The organism is Sphaerisporangium sp. TRM90804 (genome assembly GCF_029846175.1).
GTDB lineage: Bacteria > Actinomycetota > Actinomycetes > Streptosporangiales > Streptosporangiaceae > Sphaerisporangium.
Genome location: NZ_JARWAC010000027.1, coordinates 1 through 23741, shown reverse-complemented (window position 1 = coordinate 23741; position 23741 = coordinate 1). Strand labels below are relative to the sequence as shown.

The window sequence follows — 23741 nt, the reverse complement described above, 5'->3', positions numbered from 1 at the left end:
GTGCCATAGTGCTGCCACCAAGAAGCTGAAGGGCCCGAGCCAGGAGGTCAACGTGGCGCAGTCGGTGTTGCTCGCGATCGGAACCCGCAAGGGGCTGTGGCTGGCCCGCAGCCGTGACGACCGGGCGGGGTGGGAGGTCACCGGCCCGCACCGTCCCATGACCGACGTCTACGCCGTGGCGATCGACACCCGCGGTCCGGCGCCGCGCATCCTGGCCGGGGTCACCAGTGAGCACTTCGGCCCGAGCGTGGCCGTCAGCGACGACCTCGGGGCCACGTGGCAGGAGCCCGAGCATCCACCCGTCGCGTTCCCGGCCGAGACCGGCGCCGCGCTCACCCGCGTCTGGCAGCTCGCGCCCGGCCCGGCCGGCGCGCCCGAGGTCGTCTACGCGGGCGTCGAGCCGTCGGCGCTGTTCAGATCCACCAACGGCGGGGTGACCTTCGAGCTGGTCAAGAGCCTGTGGGATCACCCGCACCGCGAGCACTGGACCCCCGGTTACGGCGGCATGGCGATCCACACCGTGCTCCCCCACCCCTCCGACGAGAAGCGCGTCACGGTCGCCATGTCCACCGGCGGCGTCTACTGCACCTCCGACGGCGGCGAGAGCTGGGAGGCCGCCAACAACGGCGTCCGCGCGCACTTCCTGCCCGATCCGTATCCCGAGTTCGGCCAGTGCGTCCACAAGGTGGCCGTCCATCCCGAGCGGCCCGAGCAGCTCTTCCTGCAGAACCACGGCGGCGTCTACCGCAGCGACGACGCCGGCGCGAGCTGGTCGTCCATCGCCGAGGGCCTGCCCAGCGACTTCGGCTTCCCCATCGTCGTGCACCCGCACCGGCCCGGCGTCGTCTACACCTTCCCGCTCTCCGCCGACCTTCGCCGGTTCCCGCCCGAGGGCAGGTGCCGGGTGTACCGCAGCGAGGACGCCGGTTCCACCTGGAGCCCGCTGACCGCCGGGCTGCCGCAGGAGGGCTTCTGGACGACCGTGCTGCGCGACGCCTTCTGCGCGGACGACGCCGACCCCGCGGGCCTGTACCTCGGGTCGCGGTCGGGCGAGGTCTACGCCAGCCGCGACGAGGGCGACAGTTGGGGGCTGGTCGCCCAGCACCTTCCCGACGTGCTGTGCGTCCGCGCGGCCGTGGTCTAGGGGTCCGCGATGCGGGTGACCGTGCTGCTGCCCGGCGTGCTGCACGCCGATGCCGACGGCCGCTCCCGGCTCGACGTCGAGGTGGCCGAGGGCGCCACGCTGACCGCGGTGCTCGACACCGTGGCCGGCCTCTACCCCGCTCTCGACCGCCGCCTCCGCGACGAGCAGCGTGGCCTGCGCCGTTACGTCAACTTCTACGTCGGCGGCGAGGAGTGCCGCCGTCTCGACGGCGCGGCCACCCGCCTGGCCGACGGCGCCGAGGTCCACGTCATCCCGTCCGTGGCCGGCGGCTGAGGGGCTCCGCGGTGCTGGCGGGGCCGGTGATGTTACGGGTGCGGGGCGGCGGGTAGGGCCGAACACGAGTTCGACGGAGGGAGAGGACCATGGACAGAGGACCGCTGGAGAAGGACCCGGAGGACTGGGCCACCGGTGACGAGCCGATGACCGCCCCGCAGGAGTCCTACCTGCAAACGCTGGCCCGCGAGGCGGGCGAGGAGGTCCCTGCGGACCTCAGCAAGGCCGACGCCTCCAAGCTGATCGACGAGCTCCAGTCCCGCAGCGACCGCCTGAACCCGTCCTGACCTGCCGCCCCGCCCCGGCCACCTGGCCGGTGGCGGTGGCGGTCAGAACCGCCGGGCCACCCACCCCCACCGCGCCGCAGCGCGGGTGCGGGGTGGCCGTACCGCGGACCTGGGCTCGGCGCGCCCCGGAGAAGCGGGGCCCGCGCCGGTGGTCGGCGCGGGCGTGGAGGGCTGTACCGGTCGCCTGGTTTGGCCGGTCACCGGGAGCGGCGGGCGGGGGTCAGGGGCGGCGGCCTACGCCGGTGGTGAGTTCGTGGAGGCGCATCTGCAGGTTGTCGGGCTCCAGGGGCGGGGTGTCCATGCCGGCGCCGCCCTGCATGCCGTCCAGGAGTTCGCGGATGGCCTGCAGGGAGGTGTGGCGCGGCTCCCAGCCCAGCTCGGTGCGGGCGCGGGTGACATCCATCACCGGGATCTGCAGGGCCATCTCCACCAGGCCGGGTGAGGCCGGCACCAGGCGCAGGCGCCAGCCGGTGGCGACGGCCGTTCGGGCCAGCCAGGGCGACACCGGCACCAGGCGGGTCTTCAGCAGGCCGGCCAGCTCGACGGGGTCGATGACCGGGTCGGCGGCGAGGTTGAAAGCCCCCGACACCGGGCGGGTGACGGCCAGCCGGTACGCCTCGCCGGCGTCGTCCGAGTGCAGGGCCTGGAACCGCAGGCCGGGGATGTCGGGCATGAAGGGGATCCAGCCGGGGCGCACCAGGCGCTGGGGCAGCAGCGGGCCGGCGAACAGCCGCCGCTGCCCGCTGGCCGACTCCCGCTTGAAGATGAACCCGGGGCGCATGCGCACCACCCTGACCCCGGGGTGGTCGCGCTCGAACAGGTCGAGCAGCCGCTCGACGTAGGCCTTCTCGCGCCCGTACGCCGCGCCCGGCCAGCCGTGGGTCGGCCAGCTCTCGTCCACCGGGGAGTCCTTCGGTCCGGGCGAGTACGCCCCCACCGAGGAGGCGTACACCAGCGCGGGCACGCCGGCCTCGGCTACGGCCTCGAACACCCGCCTGCTGCCCAGCACGTTGCCGCGCCACGTGACCGTCGGGTCGTGCGTGGGCTGGAACAGCCAGGCCAGGTGCACCACCGCGTCGGCGCCGGAGAAGACGGCCGTGAGGTCGGCGTCGGTGACGTCGGCCGCGCGCCACTCGGTCTTGCCCGGCGCCCAGCCGGGCAGCCGGCGCGCGATGCCGACGATCGAGGTGACCTCCGGATCGGCCTCAAGCGCGGAGACGACACTCGTGCCCACGTTGCCCGTGGCCCCAACGACGATGACTCGCATGACAGGACCGCTCCCCCTTGGGCCCCCGTCGAAACACGGGAACCCAAGGAGGATGGTCACGACCCGCAGAACTCGACCCGCGAACCACGACCCGCGAACGAACCTCGACCCGCGAACCACGACCCGCGAACGAACCTCGACCTGCGGAACGCGGCGAACCGCGAACCGCGAACCGCGAACCGCGAACCGCGAACCGCGCCGCGAGCCTCGACCCGCGTACGTCAGTCGCGGCCCCGGCCGGTGACCGCGTCGCGGATTCGGTCGACCAGGCCGGTGCCGGGGGCCAGGAGCTTGTTGACGGGCGGGGTCACCGGGGCGGACGGGTGCGGACGGGTCGGGGCCACCTTCTTCATGGTCTGGATCTTCCTGCCCAGGCTGACCAGCTCCTCCACGTCGGCGTACTGGACGAGCTGGGGGAACAGGCGGCTCTCCTCCTCCCGCACGTGCTCCCGGACGGTGGCCGTGAACCTGTCCAGCAGCGGGTCGAAGGCCGGGTCGCCGACGTCGGTGCGTTCCAGCTCCTTCATCAGGCGCTCGGCCTCGGCATGCTCGGCGATGTCCCGGTCGGCCAGCAGGTCGCCGCCGGGGATCAGCTTGCGGGCGGCCGGGTACAGGTAGGCCTCCTCCGCGACCGAGTGCCTCACCAGCTCGATGATCACCTGCTCGGTCAGGTCCTTGCGGCGATCCCTCTCATCCGTGCCACGCAACCGCTCAAGCTCGGCGAGCATCACCTCGATCTCACGGTGGTCGGTGGTCAGGACGGTGATGACATCACCGCCGTGCTGCATCATGGAACTCCCCTCCTCTGCCTCGGGCTCCCGGGTTCGCTCGGCGGTACCCCGATCTTCCGGTGGGAAACGCGACCCGCACCGCCGCCGGGCGGCGGCGCGACCGCCGTCACGACGGGCGGTGGGCGCCCGGCGCCGCCGACCGCAACCGGAGCGGGGCCCGGCTACTCCGCATGGCGGCGTTCGCGTCCGAGACCGAGCGCCTCGGCGATGTCCCCGATGTTGCGGAACTCGCGCGCGTCCGGCAGGGAGCGGACCGCCGCCACCACGGCGTCGGGCACCGCCGGGTTCCGTTCGACGTGCCGGAGCAGGGCGGCCGGGTCGGCCGGGTAGGCGGCGTCGCTCAGCCACTTGGCCAGGTTGCTCCGCCGCTCGACGTCCGCGGCGGACATCCCGGGCGCCACTCCGGGCTCGTGGCCGGGGGCGTATTCGCGCGGGGAGAGGTCGGCCTCGGGGTCCTGGACGGGCTCCGGCTCCATCCACTCCTCGGCGCGGCTGGTGCCGCCGCCGCGGACGATCCCCTCGGTCTCGTGCTTGATCGCCTCGTCGAGGCGACGGCCGTGCTTGTCGCTACCGCGTTCCATGATCATGGGTTCCTCCCGAGCCGCTGCGATATGGCCGAGGATCCACGGGGAGGCGCCCGCGAACCCGCAGGTCGCCGCCGGGACTGGCTCGGCGGCGGGATCGCGCCTCATACCCCCTCTGAACTGAGCAAACATTCTCAGTAAACGACCGGCCGCGATCCGGGCCGGCGGCGGGGTCTTCGGCGCGGCGCCCGCCGGCCGGGACTCCTCCGGCGCGGCCGGGTCCGCGATCCCCCGCCACCGGGCGGACGGTCCGGGGCCCCTGGCGCCGACGGGGCCACGAGCGCCCGCAACGGTCGCCCGGCGAGGGTGTGAAAGATCGAACCCGCTGCTTTGCAGGGCCGGGCCGAGGAGTTGTGTATGGCCCAGGTTGCGGGGTAGGCGGCCAATAGCCAGCGGAAACAGTATCCCCCAGCCCTCGGGAGGCGTCATGGACGTCGCACACTCGCGCAACACGCGCACACCGCTGCAGACGGCGGCACTCGTCGTGGGAGCGGTCTTCCTGCTCGTCGGGATTCTCGGTTTCATCCCCGGCGTCACCACGAACATGGACCAGATGCAGTTCGCGGGACACCAGTCGGACGCCATGCTGCTCGGCGTGTTCGAGGTGTCGATCCTGCACAACGTCGTGCACCTGCTCTTCGGCGTCGCCGGAGTGGTACTCGCCAGGACGTGGTCGGGCGCGCGCTCGTACCTGATCGGCGGAGGCGCCGTTTACCTGCTGTTGTGGGTATACGGCCTCCTGGTCGGGCATGACACCGCTGCCAACTTCGTCCCGTTCAACAACGCCGACAACTGGCTGCACCTGGTACTCGGCCTCGGCATGGCCGCGCTCGGCTTCCTGCTGAGCCGCCGGTCGGCGACCCGCGGCCGGCTCTGACCGGCCCCGTCACAAGGTCCCGGCGCGGCGCCGCCGCGCCGGGACGGCTTCACGGCAACACCGAATCGCTCGAAGGAGTCGACGATGACGACCGCACGAGAGATCATGACGCCCAACGCCGAATGCGTGAACGTGGACGAGTCCGTCCAGGACGCGGCGGAGAAGATGTCCCGCCTGGACGTCGGCTCGTTGCCCATCTGCGGCACCGACAACCGGCTCAAGGGCATGCTCACCGATCGTGACATCGTGGTGAAGGTCGTGGCGCACGGCCGCGACGCGAAGGCCTGCCTGGCGGGCGAGTTCGCCCAGGGTGAGGCCGTCACCATCGGCGCCGACGACGACGCGTCCGAGATCCTGCGGACCATGGCCGCGCACAAGGTGCGCCGCCTGCCCGTGATCGACGGTCACGACCTGGTCGGGATGGTCGCGCTGGCCGACGTGGCCCGCGCCCTGCCCGACGCGCGCGTGGGCGACCTCATGGACGCCCTGACCTCCGACTGAGCCGCCGGGACCGGCGATACGGCGGCCCTCACGCGCAAGCCCCGGTCACCCTCGTGCCCGGGGCTTCCCGCGACAAGGGCCGCGCGCGGGCCGTCCGCGAACCGTCATCGACACAGAGAGAGGCACCATGAAGGCCGTCACCTGGCACGGCAAGCGCGACGTGCGGGTCGAAGAGGTCCCCGACCCGGCGATCAAGGAACCCACCGACGCCATCATCAAGATCACCGCCACCGGCATCTGCGGGTCCGACCTGCACCTGTACGAGGTCATGGCCCCGTTCATGGGCGACGGCGACATCCTCGGGCACGAGCCCATGGGGATCGTTCAGGAGGTGGGCGCCTCGGTGACCCACATCGCCCCCGGCGACCGGGTCGTCATCCCGTTCAACATCTCCTGCGGCCACTGCCACATGTGCGACATGAAGCTGTTCGCGCACTGCGAGACCACCCAGGTGCGCGAGCACGGCACCGGCGCCGCCCTGTTCGGCTACACCAAGCTGTACGGCGAGGTCCCCGGCGGGCAGGCGGAGTACCTGCGGGTGCCGCACGCCGACTTCGGGCCGATCAAGGTGCCGCACGGGCCGCCCGACGAGCGGTTCGTCTACCTGTCCGACGTGCTGCCCACCGCCTGGCAGGCGGTCGACTTCGCCGGCATCCCGGCGGGCGGCAGCGTCACGGTGCTCGGTCTCGGCCCGATCGGGCAGATGTCCGCCCGGGTCGCCAAGCACCTCGGCCACCGCGTCATCGCCGTCGACCTGGTGGCCGAGCGCCTGGAGATGGCCCGCCGCCACGGCATCGAGGTCGTCGACGCCCGCGAGGCCAAGGACGTCGTCGCGGCCGTGCGCGAGCTCACCGCCGGTCGCGGCACCGACTCCGTCATCGACGCGGTCGGCATGGAGGCGCACGGCTCCCCTGTGGCCAAGGCCGCGCACACCGCGACCGGCCTGCTGCCCGACGCCGTCGCCGCCAAGCTCATGACCACCGCCGGGGTCGACCGTCTGGCCGCGCTGAACCAGGCGTTCGAGATCGTGCGGCGCGGAGGCACCATCTCGATCTCCGGCGTCTACGGCGGCATGGCCGACCCGTTCCCCATGCTGCGGCTGTTCGACAAGGGCGTCACCCTGCGCATGGGCCAGGCCCACGTCAAGCGCTGGATCGACGACCTGCTCCCGCTGGTCACCGACGAGGCCGACCCGCTGGGCGTGATGGATCTGGCGACCCACCGCATGCCGCTGGAGCAGGCGCCGCACGGGTACGAGATCTTCCAGAAGAAGCAGGACGGGGCCATCAAGATCCTTCTGGTTCCGTAACCCGCGTTCCGGCGGGGGACAGAAGTCGAGCCGCGCGGTTTCGGTCATGCCGCGCGGCTCGGCGTCGGGCGGGCTCGGCCCGCGTCGTTCAGGGACGTGAACGCGCCGGGCCCGAGCCGACCAGCCGGGTGCCGCGCGACCCGGTGACGCGGACGCGGCGGCGGGCGCGTTTGCGCGCCGCCTCCGCCCGGCGCTCGTCGGGGTCGGTGCCGCCCCAGATGCCGTATTCCTGGCCGGTGTCCATCGCGTAGTCCAGGCAGGTGGCCTGCACGGGGCAGCGGTGGCACACGGCCTTCGCCCGTTCGAGCTGCGTGTGGCCGGGGCCTTTGGCGGAGATCGGGAAGAAGAGCTCGGGGTCCTCACTGAGGCAGGCCGCTCTGCGCAGCCAGGCCACGTCCGGCATGACGGGGTTATGGAGGCTCATGATGATCCCATGGCAGTCGGAGAATTCGGTCGTTATACAAGGGTTAGTAGAGTCGCGTGCCCACTTGCGGGGCCTTAACACTAATTTGTGGGCAATCAGGGAGGTTTTTGACGGAGTCTGGTGATTTCCCCGCGCTAGTGGACCGCCAGGCTGCGGCGAGGCCTGGGGCCGATACTGGGAGCGGCGACGGGACGGGAGCGCCGGAGGGCACCGCTCCCGCCGTGGGCGGCGCGGTGGGCCCGATCGGGCCGGGCGCCGCGCGTGTCCGCAACGCGGAGGGCACGCACGTCGGACACGCCGAGCCGGCGGCCGCTGTGGGCCATCGTCTCCGCGCGACTGATGCGGCGTGGGACATGCAGGTCAAAAAGGTCGGACGCAACGGCCTGGTCTCTTCCGCCATCGGCCTCGGTGGCCTGGCGCTGACCGGCGCCTACGGGCGGGTGGAACCGGCGGAGTCCTTCCGCACGGTCGGGCACGCGCTCGACCTGGGCGTCACCTTGATCGACCTCGCCGTGCCCGGCGCGGGCGGCGCGCGGGGCACGGTGGAGCGTCTGGTGGGCAAGGCGGTGTCCGGCCGCCGCGACGAGGTGCTGATCACCTCCTGCGGCGGGCCCGCCCGGCCCGAGCGGTCGGTCGAGGCGTCGCTGCGGCGGCTGCGGACCGACCGCATCGACGTCTACTCCCTGCATCTCGGGGGGACGGCACGGGTGGAGGAGACGGTCGGCCGGATGGCCAGGCTGGTCGCGGACGGCAAGGTCGGGAGCCTCGGCCTCTGCGGCCCGACGGCAGGCCAGCTCCGCCGGGCGCACGCCGTCCACCCGATCGCCCTGGTGGCGAGCGAGTACTCCCTGTGGGACCGGCGCGTGGAGGAGAGGCTGCTGCCGGCCGCGCGGGAGCTGGGGGTGGGCTTCTCCGCCTGCCGTCCGCTGGGCCGCGGGTTCCTCACCGGCCGGGTCGTCTCACCCGAGCAGTTCGAGCCCGGTGACCACCGGCTCGCCGACCCGCGGTTCGAGGCCGGGAACCTGGCCGTCAACCGCAAGCTGCTCCCGGCGGCCGAGTACGTCGCCGCGCAGCTCAACCTGGGCCTGGGCAGGCTCGCGCTGGCCTGGCTGCTCAGCCGGGGCGACGACGTCGTCGCCGTGCCGAGCACCCGCTCGCGGATCCACCTGGAGATGAACGCCGCGGCGGCCGGGGTCAGGCTCACGCCGGAGCTCGGCGCCTCGCTGGCCGCCGCCTTCCCGGCCCAGGCGGTGGCCGGGGGCGGCCGCCGCCGCCCGCCCTGACCGGGCCGTCCGCCGTCCGCGGCCGGCCCGGTCAGGGCGCTCAGTGGATCGGGCGGCTCAGTGGTCGGCGCCGCGCGGCCGCTGGGGGGCGGGGATGCGGTCCTGCGGTTTGATCAGGGACGCGCTGACCGCCTTGTTGACGGCGTCGATGCGTGACACCGCGCCCAGCTTCACGAAGATGTTGCGCAGGTGGCGCTTGACGGTCGCCTCGGTGAGCGAGAGCCGGGCGGCGATCTGCGTGTTGCTCAGCGCCTGCGCGGTGAGCTCCAGGACCTGGCGCTCGCGGTCGGACAGCACGGTCGTGGACTGCCCCTCGACCTGCGCCAGGCTCTCGCGCGAGACGGCGAGCACCACCCTGCCGTCGTCGCCGCGCACGCTGCGGATCGCCGAAAGCAGCTCCTCCCTGGACACGCTCTTGAGCAGGTAGCCCCGGATGCCCACGGCCAGCAGGCTCTTGAGCAGGTGCGGGCCGTCGTACATGCTCAGGATGATCACCTGGGAGTCCGGGCAGAACTGGCGGATCCGGGAGACCGTGGTCGTGACCTCCTCACCGGGGATCTCGATGTCGAGCAGGACGACGTGCGGCTGCCGCTCCACCGCGAGGGAGACCGCCGCGTGGCTGGTCCCCGCCTCGCCGACGACGGTCATGTCGCCCTGGGCATCGAGTATCTCTTTGAGCCCTTCGCGGACGAGGGCGTGGTCGTCCACGACGAGGACCGTCGTGGGGCCATCGGATCCGTTCATGTTCAACGTCCCTGAAGAGGTATTACGAGCTCCGCGTGGGTGCCCCGGCCGGGCCGGGACATGATCGTGATCGTGCCTCCCATCAGCTCCGCGCGCTCCCGCATGGTCGACAGTCCCATGCCTCCCGAGGCGGGCACGTCGTCCACGTCGAACCCGCCTCCGTTGTCGTCGACGGACCCGCGCAGCTCGTGCGGGGCGATCTCGACGCTGACCAGGATCATCTCGGCCCGGCCGTGGGCGACCGCGTTGCGGATGGCCTCCCGGATGACCAGGAAGGACTCGTCGCGCACCGTGGCGGGCGCCCACGTCTCGTCCCCGTTGACGTACAGCCGGAAGCCCATGCCCTGCGGCAGGGTCTCCAGGTAGTTGAGCAGCGCCTTCTCCAGGCTCTTCAGGGGTTCCTGGAGTCGCAGCTCGGAGGTCACCGCCCGCAGGCTCTGCATCGCCTCGCGCACCCCCTGCTGCGCCGCGGCCACGCGGTTGAGCGCCTGGGCGGAGTCCTTGTCCTCGTAGAACTCGTGCGCCTCCAACTGGCGCTGGGCCACGCTCAGACCCAGGCCGACGCGGTCGTGGAGCTCGCGCGCGATGCGGCGCCGCTCCTCGATGTGGGACTCGTGGATCTTGTTCAGCAGGTAGCCGGAGTAGGTGGTCAGCCCGCCGCCGAGCCTCTGCATGGTGCTCTCGTTCAGCGCGAGGGAGACCAGGCCGAAAAGGTCGACCGCATGCTCGTCACGTTCCAGGTCACGGCGCACGGCGTTGACCACGGCGCTGAAGAACCCGGCGGCCGTGCGCAGCGACTCGCGCGGGTGCATGCCGCTGGCGGCGCGGGTCACGCCGCTCTCGTACGACATGCGCTTGTGGCTGTCGTCCAGGCGGACCTCGCCCGACCTCAGGCTCTCGATGACGTCGGTGAGGATCTGGTCGGCGTGGACCAGCACCTGCCGGGCCGCCACGGGGTCGCCCGCGATGATGCTGCTCATGGACGCGAGATCGGTCTCGTAACAGGAGATGATCTCGGTCCGGCAGGCTTCCAGACGTGCCGCGAGGGCGTTCGCCGCCTCTGCACGAGATCCTCCGGCCACAGGTCCCTCCGCGAAGCGCGCAACACGTGCACCCACTTTAATCCGGACAAGTCACGCCGGAAAGGCCGATAGGCCTCACCGTGTCACCATGGTTCCGGACTCGCCTCGCGACACAATACAACAGGAGCATCCGATCCAGACAGTTCGCCTGATCAGAATACATCGGTACATCTTTCGATATTCCCGACTACACCTTCGGATGACCCGGCTTGAAAGCGCCTAAAAGGATCAATACCGTGTGTTTAGCCCCGAAAAGATCGATAACTGACTCTGCATACGCCCCGGTCAGGCTGGGAACGGTGACGCCGCAGGCTCCACCCGGACCACTCTAGCCGAGAAAGAGGCGGATTCATTTCGGTCTTCCGTTAGAGCAGCATATTGAGACGTCCGGCGAGGGACTCATGAGGCGTCGAACCACCATGGGCTCGCCGGCGAACCGGCACCAGGAACGGACAAGGAAGCGGCCTCGGGAGGCAAACTCCCGGGAATTCCTGAATGACCGTTCTTTTCGACAATTCGTCAACCGGGAGGTCACGATGAGACCTGCCTTGGCCGAGAGCGTCCAGCCGTCACCGACGGCCGTGGACACCTCTCCCGCCCCGGCCTCAAGGCGGTGTACGACCCTCCTCGCGCCGGTCACCGTCACTCCGACGAAGCCACTGACGCCGAGCCACGTGAAGTTCCTGCTGTGGATGGACGTGTTACAGCGGGCCGGCGCCTGCCTCGGCGAGGTGACCTGCCTGTACAACCACCGCACGTTCGCGCTCACCCGGCAGGTGCTCGGCTTCTGGGAGTACCTCGACCGCGCCCACCCCGGCGCCGACTACAGCGGCATGGGCGAGGAGGAGATCGGCGCGCTCTACGTCGCCTCCCACGCCGCGCCCTGCACCGCGAGCGCCGCCGCGCTCCGGCCCTACGCGGAGGCCGTCGAACGCGACGGCTGGTTCCACCCCGCCTCCCGCCGCCTGCTGGACATCTGGCAGGAGCAGTACCGCGTCATCGGCCTCCTGGACCCGCTGCTCGGCCGGCGCCCGGTGGAGTCGCTCGGCGAGGAGGAGGTGGTGGGCCACCTCCTGGACGCCGGGCTCTGCCTGGACCTGCGGCACTGGGGCGGCCCGGTCTACCTCGACCTGTCGGCCCACGGGCTGCCGCTGCGGCAGCTCGTCGACGCGGGCGGGCGGCCCAACTTCCTGATGTGCGCGCTGAAGGAGCTGCTCCCGCTGGCCTCCCGGCACGACCGGGTCGTCCTGGCCTCCGACGCCGACCTCTCGCCCGACTACCGCCTGCTCGCCCGCACGCTCACCCACTTCGGCGGACGCGTCTCCCACCTGCCGGTCACCCGCGTCCCGATTGCGGGCGTGACGGCGTCCAGCCGCCACGGCGGGTGGCAGGGGTACACGCTGGGCGCGCTGATCGACCGCTTCGTGCCCGAGCACGGCCCCGACGCCTTCCGCCTCGGCCTGCGCCTCTACCTGGTGGCCGGCCTGGGCAAGGGAAGCGGCCAGTCCTTCAGCGACGATCACCTGCGCCGGCAGCTCGCCCGGGCCGCGCGGCTGCTCGCCCAGGCCGGGCCCGCCTCGCCCGCCGCCGGCCCCTCCCCCGCCCTGTGCGAGTTCCTGCTCACGCGAACGGCGCCCGAGGGGTACGTCGACCCCTACCGGCTCACCAGCTCGCTGCTGGACCGCCACCGCAGCGTCCCGCTGCCGGAGCTGCTCGGCACGGTGTACCCATGACCGCCGCCATCCTTCCGCGGAGCGACCCGGACGCCCGGGGCCGGAACCGCCCGCCGGACCGGCAGGAGCGGCAGGCGCTGCTGCGCGACCTGTACGACGAGCGGGTGGACGCCTGCACGGGCGGGCTGCCCGCCGTACGCGACCTGTCGGTCATCGTGGTGCTCGCCACGCTGGACCCGGCGGCGTTCGCCAAAGGCGCCCTGAAGTTCGCCCTCGGCCTGCGGCCCGCCCGGGCCGAGGACTGGATGCGGGCCTACACCCGGACCGCCTTCCTGGCCGGCAACCCCGCCAACCTGGGCGCCCGCTTCGGGTTCGACCACCTCACCCCGGACGGGCACGCGGCCTGGACCGCCCCCGCCGACCCGGGAGAGCACGTCGGCCTGCGGCGCCTGCTGCGCGCCTTCAGCGGCACCGCGCCGCTCGAACTGCCCGCCCGGGTGGACCTGGACGTGCCGGGCGCCTCCCCCACCGGCGCCGCCCACGACCTCTACGTCGTGACCTCCGGCACCGTCGGGACCTACCTGGTGCACCTGCACCACACCCTGGCCGAGGCGGCCCTGCGGGGCATCCTTCGCCCGGGCGACCGGCTGCGCCTGCGGCACGTCCGCGACCTGGGCGGCATGGGAGGGCGGCCCGCGTACGCGCGGGTGCTGCCGGTCCCGGCCGCGCCCGGCCGGCTGCGGCCGGTCACCTGGCTCACCGCCGAGGACGCCGTGCCGGGCCCGCGCCCCGACTTCTCCCACCACCTGCGACACGCTCGGAAAGGTAGGGCGGCATGACGGATTTCAGCGTGCTTCTCGGGCCGGATTACGTGGGCAAGACCACCGTGCTCCGGGAGCTCGCGGAGCGCGGGGTGAACGTCGCCGCCTGCGACGACGCGCGATTTCCCGTTCTCGGCGCCCTGCGCCTGCTCTGGCTCGGCGAGGTGCTGCCCGAGCTCGGGCGCCGCTACTCGCGCACGATGGCGATGGCCGTGCTGAACCCGCTGGTGGTGCACCTGCGCGACCAGGTCGAGCTGCTCGCGGCCGACGGCCCGGTCGTCGTCGACTCCTACTACTACAAGCTGCTGGCCAAGCTGCGCATGGCCGACGCGCTGGCCGTGGGCACGGCGTCGGCCTGGCGCGAGCTGCCGCGCCCCTCGCGCGTGGTGTTCCTGGACGCCGACCCCGAGTGCACGTGGGCGCGCACCCACGACGGCGCGGACCTCAACCCCCTGGAGCACTACGGCAGGCGCCCGACCCGGGAGGCGTTCGTGCGCTACCAGCGCGACCTGCGCGCGCACCTGCTGAACACCGCGAGCGGGGTGCCGCTGACGGTCGTGGACGCCACGGCCGACCTGGACTCGGTGGTGGCGGCCGTGGAGGCCGCGCTGGGCGTCCGCGTCCCGCAGGGGCAGCCGGCATGAGCGCGCCCGACCTGCGCGAGGTGTCGCGGACCGGCCTGGTCACCGCGGCCCTGCGCGCCGCCGAGACCCGCCGCGCCGACCGCCTGTACGCCGACCCGTACGCCGAGCACCTGGCCGGGCGGGACGGGATCGCGCTCGCCGGCGAGCTGCAGGAGTTCTTCGCCCGCAGCGGCGAGGTCCCGCGGCTCACGGCGTTCAACGCGATCAGGACCCGCTTCTTCGACGACCGGCTGCTCGCGAGCGCCCGCGCCGGCGTCCGCCAGGCGGTGATCTGCGCCTCGGGCATGGACACCCGCGCGTACCGGCTGCCCTGGCCGCCGGGGGCGCGCGTGTACGAGCTGGACTACCCCGAGGTGCTCGCCGCCAAGCACGAGGCGCTGACGGGCCTCGGCGCGGCGCCCCGCTGCGACGGGCACCGGCTGGTGGGCGCCGACCTGGCTGCGCCGGGCTGGGGCGAGCGCCTGGTCGAGGCCGGGTACGCGCCCGGGGAGCCGTCGGTGTGGATCCTGGAGGGCCTGCTGTACTACCTGGACGAGCCCGACGTGCGCACGCTGCTCGGCCGGATCGCCGCGCTGACCGCGCCCGGCGCCACGGTGGCGGCCAACGTCGCCGCCGCCTCGACGCTGCGGGCGCCCGCGCTCCAGCCGATGCTGCGGGTGTTCCGCGACTGGGGCGCGCCGTGGGTGTTCGGCGTGGACGACCCGGCGGCGCTGTGGCGCGAGTACGGCTTCGCGGCCGAGGTCGTCCGCCCCGGCGAGCCGGGAGCGCACTTCGGGCGCTGGAGCGAGGCCGACGCGACCGCCTCGCTGACGGTGCGCCTGCTGTTCGTGGACGGCACCCGCTCCCCCTGACCCCGCCGGGCCGGGCGGCCGGTCTCCCGCCGCGGGCGTGCGGCCGGTCTCCCCCCGCGGGCGTGCGGCCGGTCTCCCGCCGCGGCGTGCGGCCGGTCTCCCCCCGCGGGCGGGAGCCGGTCAGCCGCCGGGATCGGTCAGGCTGACGTGGCGGGTCTCCGGGGCGAAGAGCACCGCCGTGAACGCCACCGCGCCCAGCGCCACGACCATCAGCGCGATGGGCCACGTGGCGCCGCCGTAGCCCTGGAGCAGGGCCGCGGCGGCGAACGGCGTCGGCCCGGCGATGACGGCCGCGCTGGACTCCCGCGCCAGGGCGAACCCGCTGAACCGGTAGCGGGTCTCGAACAGCTCGGCGAACAGCGCCGCCTGGGCTGCGACCATCGCGCCCAGCGCGCCCGCGACCAGGGCCAGCGCCGTCACCACGAGCACGGGGTCGCGCGTCTGCACCAGCCAGAACAGCGGGAAGGCGAACGCCATCAGGAAGGCCGAGCCGCCCAGCCACACCGGGCGGCGGCCCACCCGGTCCGACAACGCCCCGCACAACGGGACGGCGGCGATGGCCACCAGCGAGGCGACGATGTTCGCCACCAGCCCGACCGCGGACGGCAGGCCCAGCGCGCCGGTGAGGTAGGACAGCACGAAGACCTGGACGAGGTAGTACAGCGCGACCATCGGCCCGTTGGCGGCGGTCGCGATCAGCACGCTGCGCGGCCGCCTGCGGACCACCTCCAGGATGGGGAAGCGCGCGGGCCGGTCCTGCGCGCGGAACCGGGTGAACGCCTCGGTCTCCTCCACCGCGAGCCTGAAGTACAGCCCGACGAGCACCGTCACCGCGCTCAGCAGGAACGGCACCCGCCACCCCCACGAGGCGAACTGCGCGGCCGGCAGCAGCGACACCGCGGTGAAGGCGAGCGTCGCCAGCAGGACCCCCAGGAAGAACCCCGTGCCCGGCAGGCTCGCCCGCAGGCCCCGCCGCCGCGTGCCGCCCGACTCGGCGACCACCAGGATCGCGCCGACGTACTCGGCGCCCGCGCCGAACCCCTGGAGCAGCCGCAGCAGCACCAGCAGCGCCGGGGCCAGGACGCCGACGGTGTCGTAGGTGGGCAGCAGCCCGATGCCGGCGGTCGCCAGCCCCATCAGGACGAGTGTGAACACCATCATGGGCGAGCGGCCGACCCGGTCGCCGAGGTTGCCGAGCACGAGAGCGCCGAGCGGGCGCACGAAGAACCCGACGGCGAACGTCGCCAGGGACGCCAGCAGCGCCGTCGCCTGGCCCGTGGGCGGGAAGAACAGCTCGCCGAACAGCAGCGCCGCGCCCAGCCCGAACAGCGCGAAGTCGTAGGACTCGATGACCGTCCCGACCACGCTGGCGGCCTCCACGCGCCAGAGCCCTCGCCGACGGCCTTCCTGCGCACGGCGTCCCGTCACCACCATGAGGACTCCTAAAGCGGCCCGTGCCCGCGGGCACCGGGGAGCGGTCCAGACCTCAACAGTCACTCACCTCGACGGCGCGGCGATAAATACAACTTTCGATACCCCACGCCCCCTTTCGACACCTCCGGCCGAACATTCGATCATCGGCGCATGACTTTGGTGGGATCCGCCGCGCATTCTCTTGTCGTGCTATGGAATGGCTGACTAATCTCGCAAATACCTGCGAGCCCACCAATGGAGCAAACCCGGAGAGATTCGCCGTCAACGGAGAATCAGATGATCGAATTCAGGGCGCTCGGGGCGTTGGAGATAAGGACCGATATTCGGGTCTGCACCCCCACAGCGCCTCGGGTTCGCCAAATTCTCGCCCTGCTCCTCATGCGGGCGAACCAGGTGGTACCTCTCGATCTGATCATCGAAGAGTTGTGGGACGACTCTCCGCCGAAGACCGCGGTGACCACGGTCCAGACCTACATCTACCGTCTTCGTACCAACATCCTGCGCAAGACCATGGGCACGGCCGGGCACGCGATGCTGCCGACCATGGCGCAGGGCTACCTCCTGCGGGTCGAGCACGGCGCCCTGGACACCGAGGTGTTCCGCCGGCTGGTCACGCGGGGCCGCGTCCACCTGGAGCAGGGCCGCCACGACGAGGCGGCCCACGACCTGCGGGACGCGCTGGCGATGTGGAGCGGTCCGCCGCTGGCGAACGTCCGGCTCGGCCCCCTGCTGCAGACCCACGTGGCGCTGCTGGAGGAGGACCGGCTGCGCGCTCGTGAGCTGCGCATCTCGGCCGACCTGATGCTCGGGCGGCACCGCGAGCTGATCGGGGAGCTGCGGTCGCTGGTGGCCGCGCACCCGCTGAACGAATGGCTGCACGGCCAGCTGATCACCGCGCTCGGCCGCGCCGGACGGCGCAGCGAGGCGCTCCAGGCGTACCAGAACCTGCGCATCATCCTGAAGCGCGAGCTCGGGCTGGAGCCGTCGGCCGAGGCCGAGCGGCTGCAGGCCGAGGTGCTCAGGGCCGCCGGCCACGCCGGACGCACCGATGTCCCGCTAAGTATCCGCTAGGTACGTGGGGCATCCTCTCAACAGACCAACGGACAAGGTCGACGCTGGAGGCGCGATGCGGCTGCTCGCCTCGCCACTCCGCCCGCCTGGGGCGGCCCGCCACGGAACGCGCGGACTCCGCGTGTGGATCCCGACACCCGCCGCCGTCACCGTCCCGCGCCACGTGCCGGTGCTGGGCCTCCCGCGCCCGTGGACGGTGTTCACCCCCGGCCCCGCCGACGGGCTCGCCGCCCTGGTGAGCGGCTGGGCCTCCGCCGGCGGCGGCACCGTCGCCGTCCTGCCCGACGCCTTCACCCGGCCCTGCGCCGCCACCCTGCTGGACGCCGTACGCCACGCCTCGCGAGGCGGCGCCCCCCTGGTGCTGCTGCACACCGGGGCCGGCGGCGAGGGGCTGCTGCGCACGCTGCGGCGCGAGGCGCCCGAGCTGGCGCCGCTCGCGCTGGAGGTGGCGCCGTCGGCGGCGGCGCTGGCCGCCGCGCGCGACCTGGCCATGACCGCGGCCACGTCCGGCCGGGCCGGCACGGGCGAGGTGGCGGTCGACGCCGACGGCCTGGCCTGCTCCACCTCCTGGACCCGGGGCGCGCTGCCCCGCGAACCGCCGCCGCTGCGCCCCGGCGACCTGGTGGTCGTCACCGGCGGGCTCGGCGGGCTCGGCCGCACGGTCGCGCGGCGGCTGGCCGAGCGGCTCGGCGTCCAGCCCGTCCTGCTCGACCACATCGACCCCACCACCTCCGGCGCGCACGGCTCCCTGTCGGCGATGCGCGCCTCCGGGCTGCCGTTCGTCCACCTGCCGGTGGACGTCACCGACGGGGAGGCGGTCCGGGCGGTGCTGCGCGGGGTCACCCGCAGCAAGCCCGTCTCGGCCGTCGTGCACTGCGCTGGAACGATCGAGGGCGGCATGGTGCGCGGCCTGGAGCCCGCAGACCTGCTCCGGCTCGCCGCCCCCAAGGTGGAGGGCCTGCGCGCGATCATGTCGGCCGCCGACCCCCGCCGGCTCAAGGTGGTGCTGGCCTTCGGCTCCATCCTGGCGCGGGCACCGCACCGGGGCGTGGGGGCGTACGCGCTGGCCAACGAACTGCTCAGGCGCGAGGTCGACCGGCTGGCCCGCACGGCCCCCGGCCCGCGCTACCTCACCGCCGAATGGTCCATCTGGGACGGCGCCGGCGTGGCGGCCGAGACCGGCGCCGTCGCGACGGCGCGGCTCGCCGGATACGTCCCGATCAGGCTCGCCGAAGGGCTGGCAGCGGTGGAACGCCTGCTCGCCTGGCGGGGACCCGGCACCAGCGTGCTCCTCAGCGAGCAGCCGCCGGAGGGCAACACACCGAAGAAAGGGCAGCCATGAAAGAGCGTGAGTCGGGCCGGGGGACGGCCGTGGTCAAGGTCCGCGTGGACCGCCCGGTGGCGGCGGCCTGGGCGGCCCTCACCGAGGCCGCCGGGCTGGGCAAGTGGTTCGGCGCCGCCGACTCCCCGCTGGAGGAGGGGACCGCCACCAGGGTCGACTTCGGTGACGGCGACTTCTTCGCCGTCCGCACCGACCTGGTGCGGGCCCCGCACCTGGTGGAGTTCCGCTGGCGGTTCCTCGGGTTCGGGCCCGAGTGCTCCATCCGCTGGCGGCTGCGCGAGACCCCGTGGGGATGCGAGATCACCGTCACCGACCACGAGCCGCGCCGTGACGACGACGGCGTGCGCGAGATGACCGAGGGCTGGACCGACTTCCTGGGCCGCCTGGGCGCCTACCTGACCACCGGCGAGCAGAGCCGCTACGTCTGGCGCGGGGACGTCGACGGGTCGCTCGACCTGCCGCCGGGGCCGCGCAGCCCGCTCGCGCCCGACCTCGTCCACCAGTGGCTTCCCATCGCCACCGACGGCTTCCGGCCCCGCTGGTTCTTCGTCGTCGACGACGAGGGCCCGCGCCGCTTCGAGATCGCCGACTGGCGGGACGACGGCGAGCGCGAGCTCGACTTCAAGGTGCTGCTCCCCGGCGCGCTGCGCCCCACCGAGTGCTCCGTCCGGCTGCGCCCGGTGGGCGACGTGCTGCGGCTGAGCTTCCGGCACGGGGGGTGGCGCTCGCTCGGGCTGCCCGACGAGCGCGCGCGGGGCCTGCGTGCCAGGTTCGCCTCGGCCTGGGTGGCGGGGATCGGCGATCTCGGCCGGCGGAGGGACGGCGCCCGATGATCGACGCAGACACGATGCCGCCGAGCCTTCCGCGCGACCGCCTTCCGGCGGAGTCGACCGCCGAGATCAGAGCACGTTCCATCACCTCAGCCATCGTCGCCATGCGAGAGAACCTCGGTGAGCCCCAGGAGCTGACCGACGCCGCCCGTGCCGCCCTCATGAGTCCGTTCCACTTCCACCGGGTGTTCCGAATGATGACGGCAGCGACCCCCGGCCGGTTCCTCACGGCCATGCGGATGGCGGAGGCCAAGCGGCTTCTGCTGGAGACCGACCTGAGCGCCACGGAGATCAGCATCACCGTGGGCTACTCCAGCTTCGGCACCTTCACCAGCCAGTTCAACCGGCTCGTCGGCATGCCCCCCGGGCGGTTCCGCACGTGCGCGGCCCCGCTGGCCGACGTCCCGGTGCGGCTGCTGCTCGACCAGCTCCCCCAGGCCGAGGACGACGGGCGCGGCCCGTGCGGGTGGCTCAGCAGCCGTCCCGACCACTCCCCGGGCATCGCCGTGGTGGGGCTCTTCCCCTCGGCCATCGCCCAGGAGATCCCCAAGTCGTGCGCGGTCATCGAGCCGCCCGGCCGCGTCGCGCTGCCGCCGGTGGCCCGCAGGGGCGCGTACGCGGCGCTGGCCGTGAGCGTGGAGGCCTCGGCGACGGTGTTCGAGGTGCTCACCGAGAGCGCCGCCGCGGGCCTGTACGTGGGCGCGGCGCCCGAGCCGATCGAGATCCGGGGGCCGGGCATGCCGATGCCCACCGACTTCTTCATCGCCCTGCGCGAGCCGCGCATCACCGACCCGTCGGTGCTCACGGCCTTCCCGCTGCTCGCCGCCGGCGGCGGGCCGCCTCGCTCCGGCCGCCGCGCCACCTGACGCCCGGCCCGAACCCTCCCGTCCGGCCACGCGCGCCGGCACCCGCCCGGCGCGCGGCCGGCTTTCGCGTGCCCTGGGCCGCCGAGCCGGGCCGGCGCGGCCGCGCCTCCGGCCCTCAGGGCACGCGCATTCCGCATACCCATTCCAGGCATCATTTCATGGCGCACAGTTCGCCGTATAACCACTTCTACCAATATCGATATCGACCCTTCTTCTTCCAGATTGCTGATCACCCCTTTCATAAGCCGCAAATGGTGAGAAGTCGCGGGGGCGGCCGGTTTTTTAGTGTGATGACACAAGGCCAGCGAATACGAAGGAAGGACGTGAGATGGCGATCGACCTGTGTAACAAATCGCCTGCCACGCTCGCGGAGAACGCGCCGGGGACATGGAGCGACGCCCTCACGTCGTCCAGCACCCCGCCGATCCTCCTCGACGACCTTGAGCAAGAGCAGAGCAAGGCGCTCAACTTCGCCTACCGGGCGACGCTGAGCAACGTCGACCCGCGTTTCGTGGCCGGCGACCCCGCCGCCTGGGCGAGCGACTTCGGCTACGCCCTCGACCGCGTGGCGGTCCGCCTGGACAACCGGACCAACTCGGTCCTGCGGGAGCAGGCGCTCAAGCACCCCGACCCGGCGCTGCGCGAGCAGGCCCTGTTCGAGTACGCCGACCGCGACCACCCGGACGCGATCGAACTGCTCGTCCAGGCCGTCAAGAACGACACCGACCGGCAGGTCCGCTGGGACGCCCTGTGGGCCATCGAGAAGCTGGGCGGGCCGCAGGCCGTGGCCGCGCTGTCGGGCTTCCTGAAGGACGACGACCCGGAGATCGCCGAGTGGTCGAAGCTGTTCATCAGCGAGCTGCAGACCGGCGACCCGGCGTTCGACGGGCGGTCGGCGGTGCTCACCCCCGGGCGCACCTTCGACGAGACGCTCTTCCTGCTCATCCACTGCGACCTGTACGTGCGGCTGGACGACTCCAACCAGCACTGGGGCAAGATCTCGCTCGCCCCGCAAGGGCTGGCCCGCATCTACGGCCAGGCGCACGCCTGCCCGAACGTCGAGACCCGCGAGCGCAAGCTCGTGATCGCCAAGACGATCGAGGGCCTGCACGCCGACGGTTCCCCGCACGTGGACAACTACCTGTTCCGCGGCTTCACCGACCGGACCCGGCGCGACCGCGGCAACTTCTTCTTCGAGTCGCTCGTGCCCCGGCCGTTCTTCAAGTCCGGGCACGCGGACGACCCGTCCCAAGGCATCCGCGAGGCCAACATCGGGTTCGCCCGGCACGGCACGTGGTACCTGGAGCCGACCTTCCAGATCAGGGAGTCGCCGGCGATCCGCTACGTCCGCGGCCGCTTCCAGGGCTGGGGTTACGTCAACCTGGCGCGGGTGGCGGGCAAGCCGCTGGAGGAGATCCTGCTCCCCGGCAACGGCGTGCTGTCGACGCTGCACGACCCCGAGGTCGGGCCGATGACCAACGCGTTCATCCTCGGCACCTTCAAGGGCAAGCTGAACGACTGGGACGGCGACGGCCGCATCGACCTGAACTCCCGTGACGTCTACTCGACCACCGAGGGCGAGATCGACACCGACATGGACGGCATTCCGGACGTGCCAGGCCTGACCTGCTGCGACTGGACCCAGCACCCTCGTCCTTGAGTCCCCCGCAGTCCTGACATCGAAGGAAACCACCATGTCTGCCGCAACCTCCGATCCAAAGATCGTCTACGGTCCGAAGGTCAACCTCGACGGCGTCGAGAACAAGTACGCCGGGACGCCGGTCGTCCCGTGGACGCCGCCGCAGCCCGGAATCGACAACCTCGGCCTCTACTCCGTGGACACCTTCGCGGTGCCCGGCGTGGGCGAGTTCACCGTCCCCTTCGACGGCTGGGTCCGCGTGGTGCGGTCCGAGCCGACCGACGCCGAGTGGGCGGGCGCCGAGGTCTACACCAACCTCATCGAGATGAAGATGGTCGGCGAGTCCGAAGAGCTCGGCACCATCACCGTCACCCTCAACCCCGACTGCCTGTCGGCGGGCCAGATCCGCACGCCGTTCGACCCGTACGCGGGTGAGGGCCCCTCGGCCAAGGCGTGCCGCATGGCGGTCGGCTGCATCTTCGACGTGCCCAAGCTGGGCATGAAGCTCTACAACAAGGAGCCGGTGATCCTCACGATCGACGACGTGCGGTCGATCCCGCCGGCGGGCGCGCCCGGCAAGGGCCAGATCTACCGCATGCTGCCGCTGTACGACATGGCGCACCCCGAGCGGGAGCCGGTGGCCTACCTCACCAGCCTCCGCTTCAACATGGGCGGCTACCTCGTCAAGGAGGAGATGTAGCCTCCCGCCTCGGCGGGCGGGCCGGGAGCATGCCCCCCCTTTCCCCCGGCCCGCCTTCCGGCGCCCTTCCCCATCCCCGTCCCCGCCGGCCCGTTGACGATTGGACGACACGATGTCCGCCTCACCGACCACGCAGCCCGGACCTCCCACGCCCAACGGCCGGCAGGCGTCCAGACCCCAGCCGGTCTGGCTGGCGATGCCCGACATCACCGCCGCCACCCTGCCCCCGCTGCTCAGCGTGGTCGCCCGTCCCGTCTCCCAGGACCGGTGGGAGCGGCTGGTCAGCGAGGTGACGGTGCCCTACTCGGCCGCCGAGGTGTGGAGCGCGCTCACCGAGCCCAAGTCGCTGGGCCGGTGGTTGGCCAAGACCAACGGGCGCTGGGCCAAGCAGGGCAAGGAGTCGATCCTCGACTTCGAGGACGGCGAGTTCTTCCTGTGCAGGACCGAGGCCGTCACCGCCCCGGACGGCGGCAGGACCGGCACCCTGCGGTACCTGTGGCGCTGGGTGGGCATCGGCCCGGCGACGTCGGTCACCTGGGAGGTGCGTCCACGCGGGCCCGAGGCCACCACCGTGCTCGTCACCGAGGAGGCCGTCAACCCGCCGTCCGACTGGCGCTCCTGGAACGGCATGGGCTGGCCGGGCATCCTGGAGCAGCTCGCGGCCCACCTGCGCAGCGGCACCGACAACCGGTGGACGTGGCGGCGGATGGGCCCCTACATCCAGGCGGAGCTGCCGCTGTCGGCGTTCGAGGCGTGGGAGGCGCTGACCAGCCCCGGGGCCGTGAAGCACTGGCTGCAGCGCACCACCGGCTCGCTGGCCGTCGGCGACCCGATGACGGTGATGATGGGCGACGCCAGCGGCACCGTGCGGCTCGACGTCACCAAGGCGGTCGAGGCCGCCCAGGAGTTCCCCTCCTACATGCCGTACGTGGAGTTCACCCTCGCCCGGCCCGCGTGGGACGAGGCGCTCGGCGGCCGGCTGTGGATCGAGCACGCCGGGCTCGGGCGGAGCCTTCTGCAGGTCTTCCACCACTCGTGGGAGGGCCTGCGGATCATCGACCCGCTGCCGGAACGACGACTGATCACCAACTTCTGGATGCTGGCGTTCCGCCGCGCGCAGTCGATGTTCGGTCCCCCCGCGGGCGCGCCCATGGGCCCGCACGGATGGTCCACCTGATCGGCTGCCGGAGCGACGAGATGTTCGAGAGGTTCACTGACCGCGCACGGCGTGTTGTCGTCCTGGCCCAGGAAGAGGCCCGGATGCTCAACCACAACTACATCGG

The 23741-nt window shown here is 72.5% G+C and carries 25 protein-coding genes; 18 read left to right on the top strand and 7 right to left on the bottom strand.

Translation table 11 applies throughout. The features are described 5' to 3' along the window. The first annotated feature begins 52 nt into the window (after positions 1-52). The 3 genes from PYR91_RS29790 to PYR91_RS29780 all read left to right on the top strand — a co-directional run bounded on the left by PYR91_RS29790 (position 53) and on the right by PYR91_RS29780 (position 1725). Positions 53-1144, top strand: coding sequence for an exo-alpha-sialidase (locus tag PYR91_RS29790; protein ID WP_279785160.1), 1092 nt, complete (start codon positions 53-55; stop codon positions 1142-1144). A gap of 9 nt (positions 1145-1153) precedes the next feature. Further along, entirely contained in the window at positions 1154-1438 is a 285-nt protein-coding gene (locus tag PYR91_RS29785; RefSeq protein WP_279785158.1) for a MoaD/ThiS family protein, read from the top strand. 89 nt (positions 1439-1527) lie between these two features. Next, entirely contained in the window at positions 1528-1725 is a 198-nt protein-coding gene (locus PYR91_RS29780; RefSeq protein WP_279785157.1) for a DUF3072 domain-containing protein, read from the top strand. 220 nt (positions 1726-1945) lie between these two features. Here the strand turns inward: PYR91_RS29780 and PYR91_RS29775 are convergent, their stop codons facing one another. The 3 genes from PYR91_RS29775 to PYR91_RS29765 form a co-directional block, all read right to left on the bottom strand. Beyond that, a complete protein-coding gene (locus PYR91_RS29775; RefSeq protein WP_279785155.1) occupies positions 1946-2992 on the bottom strand; it encodes an NAD-dependent epimerase/dehydratase family protein in 1047 nt (348 codons plus the stop codon). A gap of 221 nt (positions 2993-3213) precedes the next feature. Next, a complete protein-coding gene (locus PYR91_RS29770; protein WP_279785154.1) occupies positions 3214-3783 on the bottom strand; it encodes a hemerythrin domain-containing protein in 570 nt (189 codons plus the stop codon). Positions 3784-3944: 161 nt separating this feature from the next. Next, a complete protein-coding gene (locus PYR91_RS29765; RefSeq protein WP_279785152.1) occupies positions 3945-4364 on the bottom strand; it encodes a DUF2795 domain-containing protein in 420 nt (139 codons plus the stop codon). A gap of 430 nt (positions 4365-4794) precedes the next feature. On the opposite strand from PYR91_RS29765, the gene PYR91_RS29760 reads away from it, so the two are divergent. The 3 genes from PYR91_RS29760 to PYR91_RS29750 all read left to right on the top strand — a co-directional run bounded on the left by PYR91_RS29760 (position 4795) and on the right by PYR91_RS29750 (position 7054). After that, on the top strand, positions 4795-5244 hold the full coding sequence (locus PYR91_RS29760) for a DUF4383 domain-containing protein (protein WP_279785150.1): 450 nt from the start codon (positions 4795-4797) through the stop codon (positions 5242-5244). A gap of 84 nt (positions 5245-5328) precedes the next feature. Beyond that, complete coding sequence (locus PYR91_RS29755) at positions 5329-5745, top strand: CBS domain-containing protein (protein WP_279785148.1); 417 nt, start codon at positions 5329-5331, stop codon at positions 5743-5745. Between the two features lie 127 nt (positions 5746-5872). Then, entirely contained in the window at positions 5873-7054 is a 1182-nt protein-coding gene (locus tag PYR91_RS29750; protein WP_279785147.1) for a glutathione-dependent formaldehyde dehydrogenase, read from the top strand. An 88-nt stretch (positions 7055-7142) separates the two neighbouring features. Here PYR91_RS29750 and PYR91_RS29745 read toward each other — a convergent pair whose 3' ends face one another. Beyond that, complete coding sequence (locus PYR91_RS29745) at positions 7143-7457, bottom strand: WhiB family transcriptional regulator (RefSeq protein WP_279785425.1); 315 nt, start codon at positions 7455-7457, stop codon at positions 7143-7145. Positions 7458-7831: 374 nt separating this feature from the next. Here PYR91_RS29745 and PYR91_RS29740 point away from each other — a divergent pair, with 374 nt between their 5' ends. Then, positions 7832-8761 carry an aldo/keto reductase gene (locus tag PYR91_RS29740; protein ID WP_279785146.1) on the top strand — a complete coding sequence of 310 codons (930 nt, stop codon included), beginning with the start codon at positions 7832-7834 and terminating at the stop codon, positions 8759-8761. A 57-nt stretch (positions 8762-8818) separates the two neighbouring features. On the opposite strand, the gene PYR91_RS29735 is transcribed toward PYR91_RS29740, so the two are convergent. Further along, positions 8819-9505: a response regulator transcription factor gene (locus tag PYR91_RS29735; RefSeq protein WP_279785145.1), complete on the bottom strand. Its 687-nt coding sequence runs from the start codon at positions 9503-9505 to the stop codon at positions 8819-8821. A 2-nt stretch (positions 9506-9507) separates the two neighbouring features. Further along, positions 9508-10485 (bottom strand): sensor histidine kinase, encoded by a 978-nt coding sequence (locus PYR91_RS29730; protein ID WP_279785143.1) that lies wholly within the window; start codon positions 10483-10485, stop codon positions 9508-9510. A 776-nt stretch (positions 10486-11261) separates the two neighbouring features. Here PYR91_RS29730 and PYR91_RS29725 point away from each other — a divergent pair. From PYR91_RS29725 to PYR91_RS29710, 4 genes are read left to right on the top strand one after another with little or no spacing between them, the layout of a single operon-like run. Then, the gene (locus PYR91_RS29725) at positions 11262-12320 is read left to right on the top strand and encodes a hypothetical protein (RefSeq protein WP_279785141.1); all 1059 of its coding nucleotides are present in this window, start codon (positions 11262-11264) and stop codon (positions 12318-12320) included. Then, complete coding sequence (locus PYR91_RS29720) at positions 12317-13099, top strand: DUF6182 family protein (protein WP_279785139.1); 783 nt, start codon at positions 12317-12319, stop codon at positions 13097-13099. The genes PYR91_RS29725 and PYR91_RS29720 overlap by 4 nt, the downstream gene beginning before the upstream one ends. Further along, entirely contained in the window at positions 13096-13725 is a 630-nt protein-coding gene (locus PYR91_RS29715) for a hypothetical protein (RefSeq protein WP_279785137.1), read from the top strand. Before PYR91_RS29720 ends, PYR91_RS29715 begins: the two co-directional genes overlap by 4 nt. Then, positions 13722-14576, top strand: coding sequence for an SAM-dependent methyltransferase (locus tag PYR91_RS29710; protein WP_279785136.1), 855 nt, complete (start codon positions 13722-13724; stop codon positions 14574-14576). The genes PYR91_RS29715 and PYR91_RS29710 overlap by 4 nt, the downstream gene beginning before the upstream one ends. 120 nt (positions 14577-14696) lie before the next feature. On the opposite strand, the gene PYR91_RS29705 is transcribed toward PYR91_RS29710, so the two are convergent. Then, positions 14697-16010 carry an MFS transporter gene (locus PYR91_RS29705; RefSeq protein WP_279785134.1) on the bottom strand — a complete coding sequence of 438 codons (1314 nt, stop codon included), beginning with the start codon at positions 16008-16010 and terminating at the stop codon, positions 14697-14699. A 234-nt stretch (positions 16011-16244) separates the two neighbouring features. Here PYR91_RS29705 and PYR91_RS29700 point away from each other — a divergent pair, with 234 nt between their 5' ends. The 7 genes from PYR91_RS29700 to PYR91_RS29670 all read left to right on the top strand — a co-directional run bounded on the left by PYR91_RS29700 (position 16245) and on the right by PYR91_RS29670 (position 23635). Next, positions 16245-17081 carry an AfsR/SARP family transcriptional regulator gene (locus PYR91_RS29700; RefSeq protein ID WP_347943659.1) on the top strand — a complete coding sequence of 279 codons (837 nt, stop codon included), beginning with the start codon at positions 16245-16247 and terminating at the stop codon, positions 17079-17081. Between the two features lie 121 nt (positions 17082-17202). Continuing rightward, complete coding sequence (locus PYR91_RS29695) at positions 17203-18423, top strand: SDR family NAD(P)-dependent oxidoreductase (protein ID WP_279785131.1); 1221 nt, start codon at positions 17203-17205, stop codon at positions 18421-18423. After that, the gene (locus PYR91_RS29690; RefSeq protein ID WP_279785128.1) at positions 18420-19256 is read left to right on the top strand and encodes an SRPBCC domain-containing protein; all 837 of its coding nucleotides are present in this window, start codon (positions 18420-18422) and stop codon (positions 19254-19256) included. The genes PYR91_RS29695 and PYR91_RS29690 overlap by 4 nt, the downstream gene beginning before the upstream one ends. Further along, positions 19253-20119, top strand: coding sequence for an AraC family transcriptional regulator (locus PYR91_RS29685; RefSeq protein ID WP_279785126.1), 867 nt, complete (start codon positions 19253-19255; stop codon positions 20117-20119). Before PYR91_RS29690 ends, PYR91_RS29685 begins: the two co-directional genes overlap by 4 nt. Positions 20120-20447: 328 nt before the next feature. Beyond that, complete coding sequence (locus PYR91_RS29680) at positions 20448-21779, top strand: HEAT repeat domain-containing protein (protein ID WP_279785123.1); 1332 nt, start codon at positions 20448-20450, stop codon at positions 21777-21779. 34 nt (positions 21780-21813) lie between these two features. Continuing rightward, complete coding sequence (locus PYR91_RS29675; RefSeq protein WP_279785121.1) at positions 21814-22458, top strand: DUF6073 family protein; 645 nt, start codon at positions 21814-21816, stop codon at positions 22456-22458. A 112-nt stretch (positions 22459-22570) separates the two neighbouring features. After that, positions 22571-23635, top strand: a complete 1065-nt coding sequence (locus PYR91_RS29670; protein ID WP_279785119.1) for an SRPBCC domain-containing protein — start codon at positions 22571-22573, stop codon at positions 23633-23635. Positions 23636-23741: the final 106 nt, after the last annotated feature.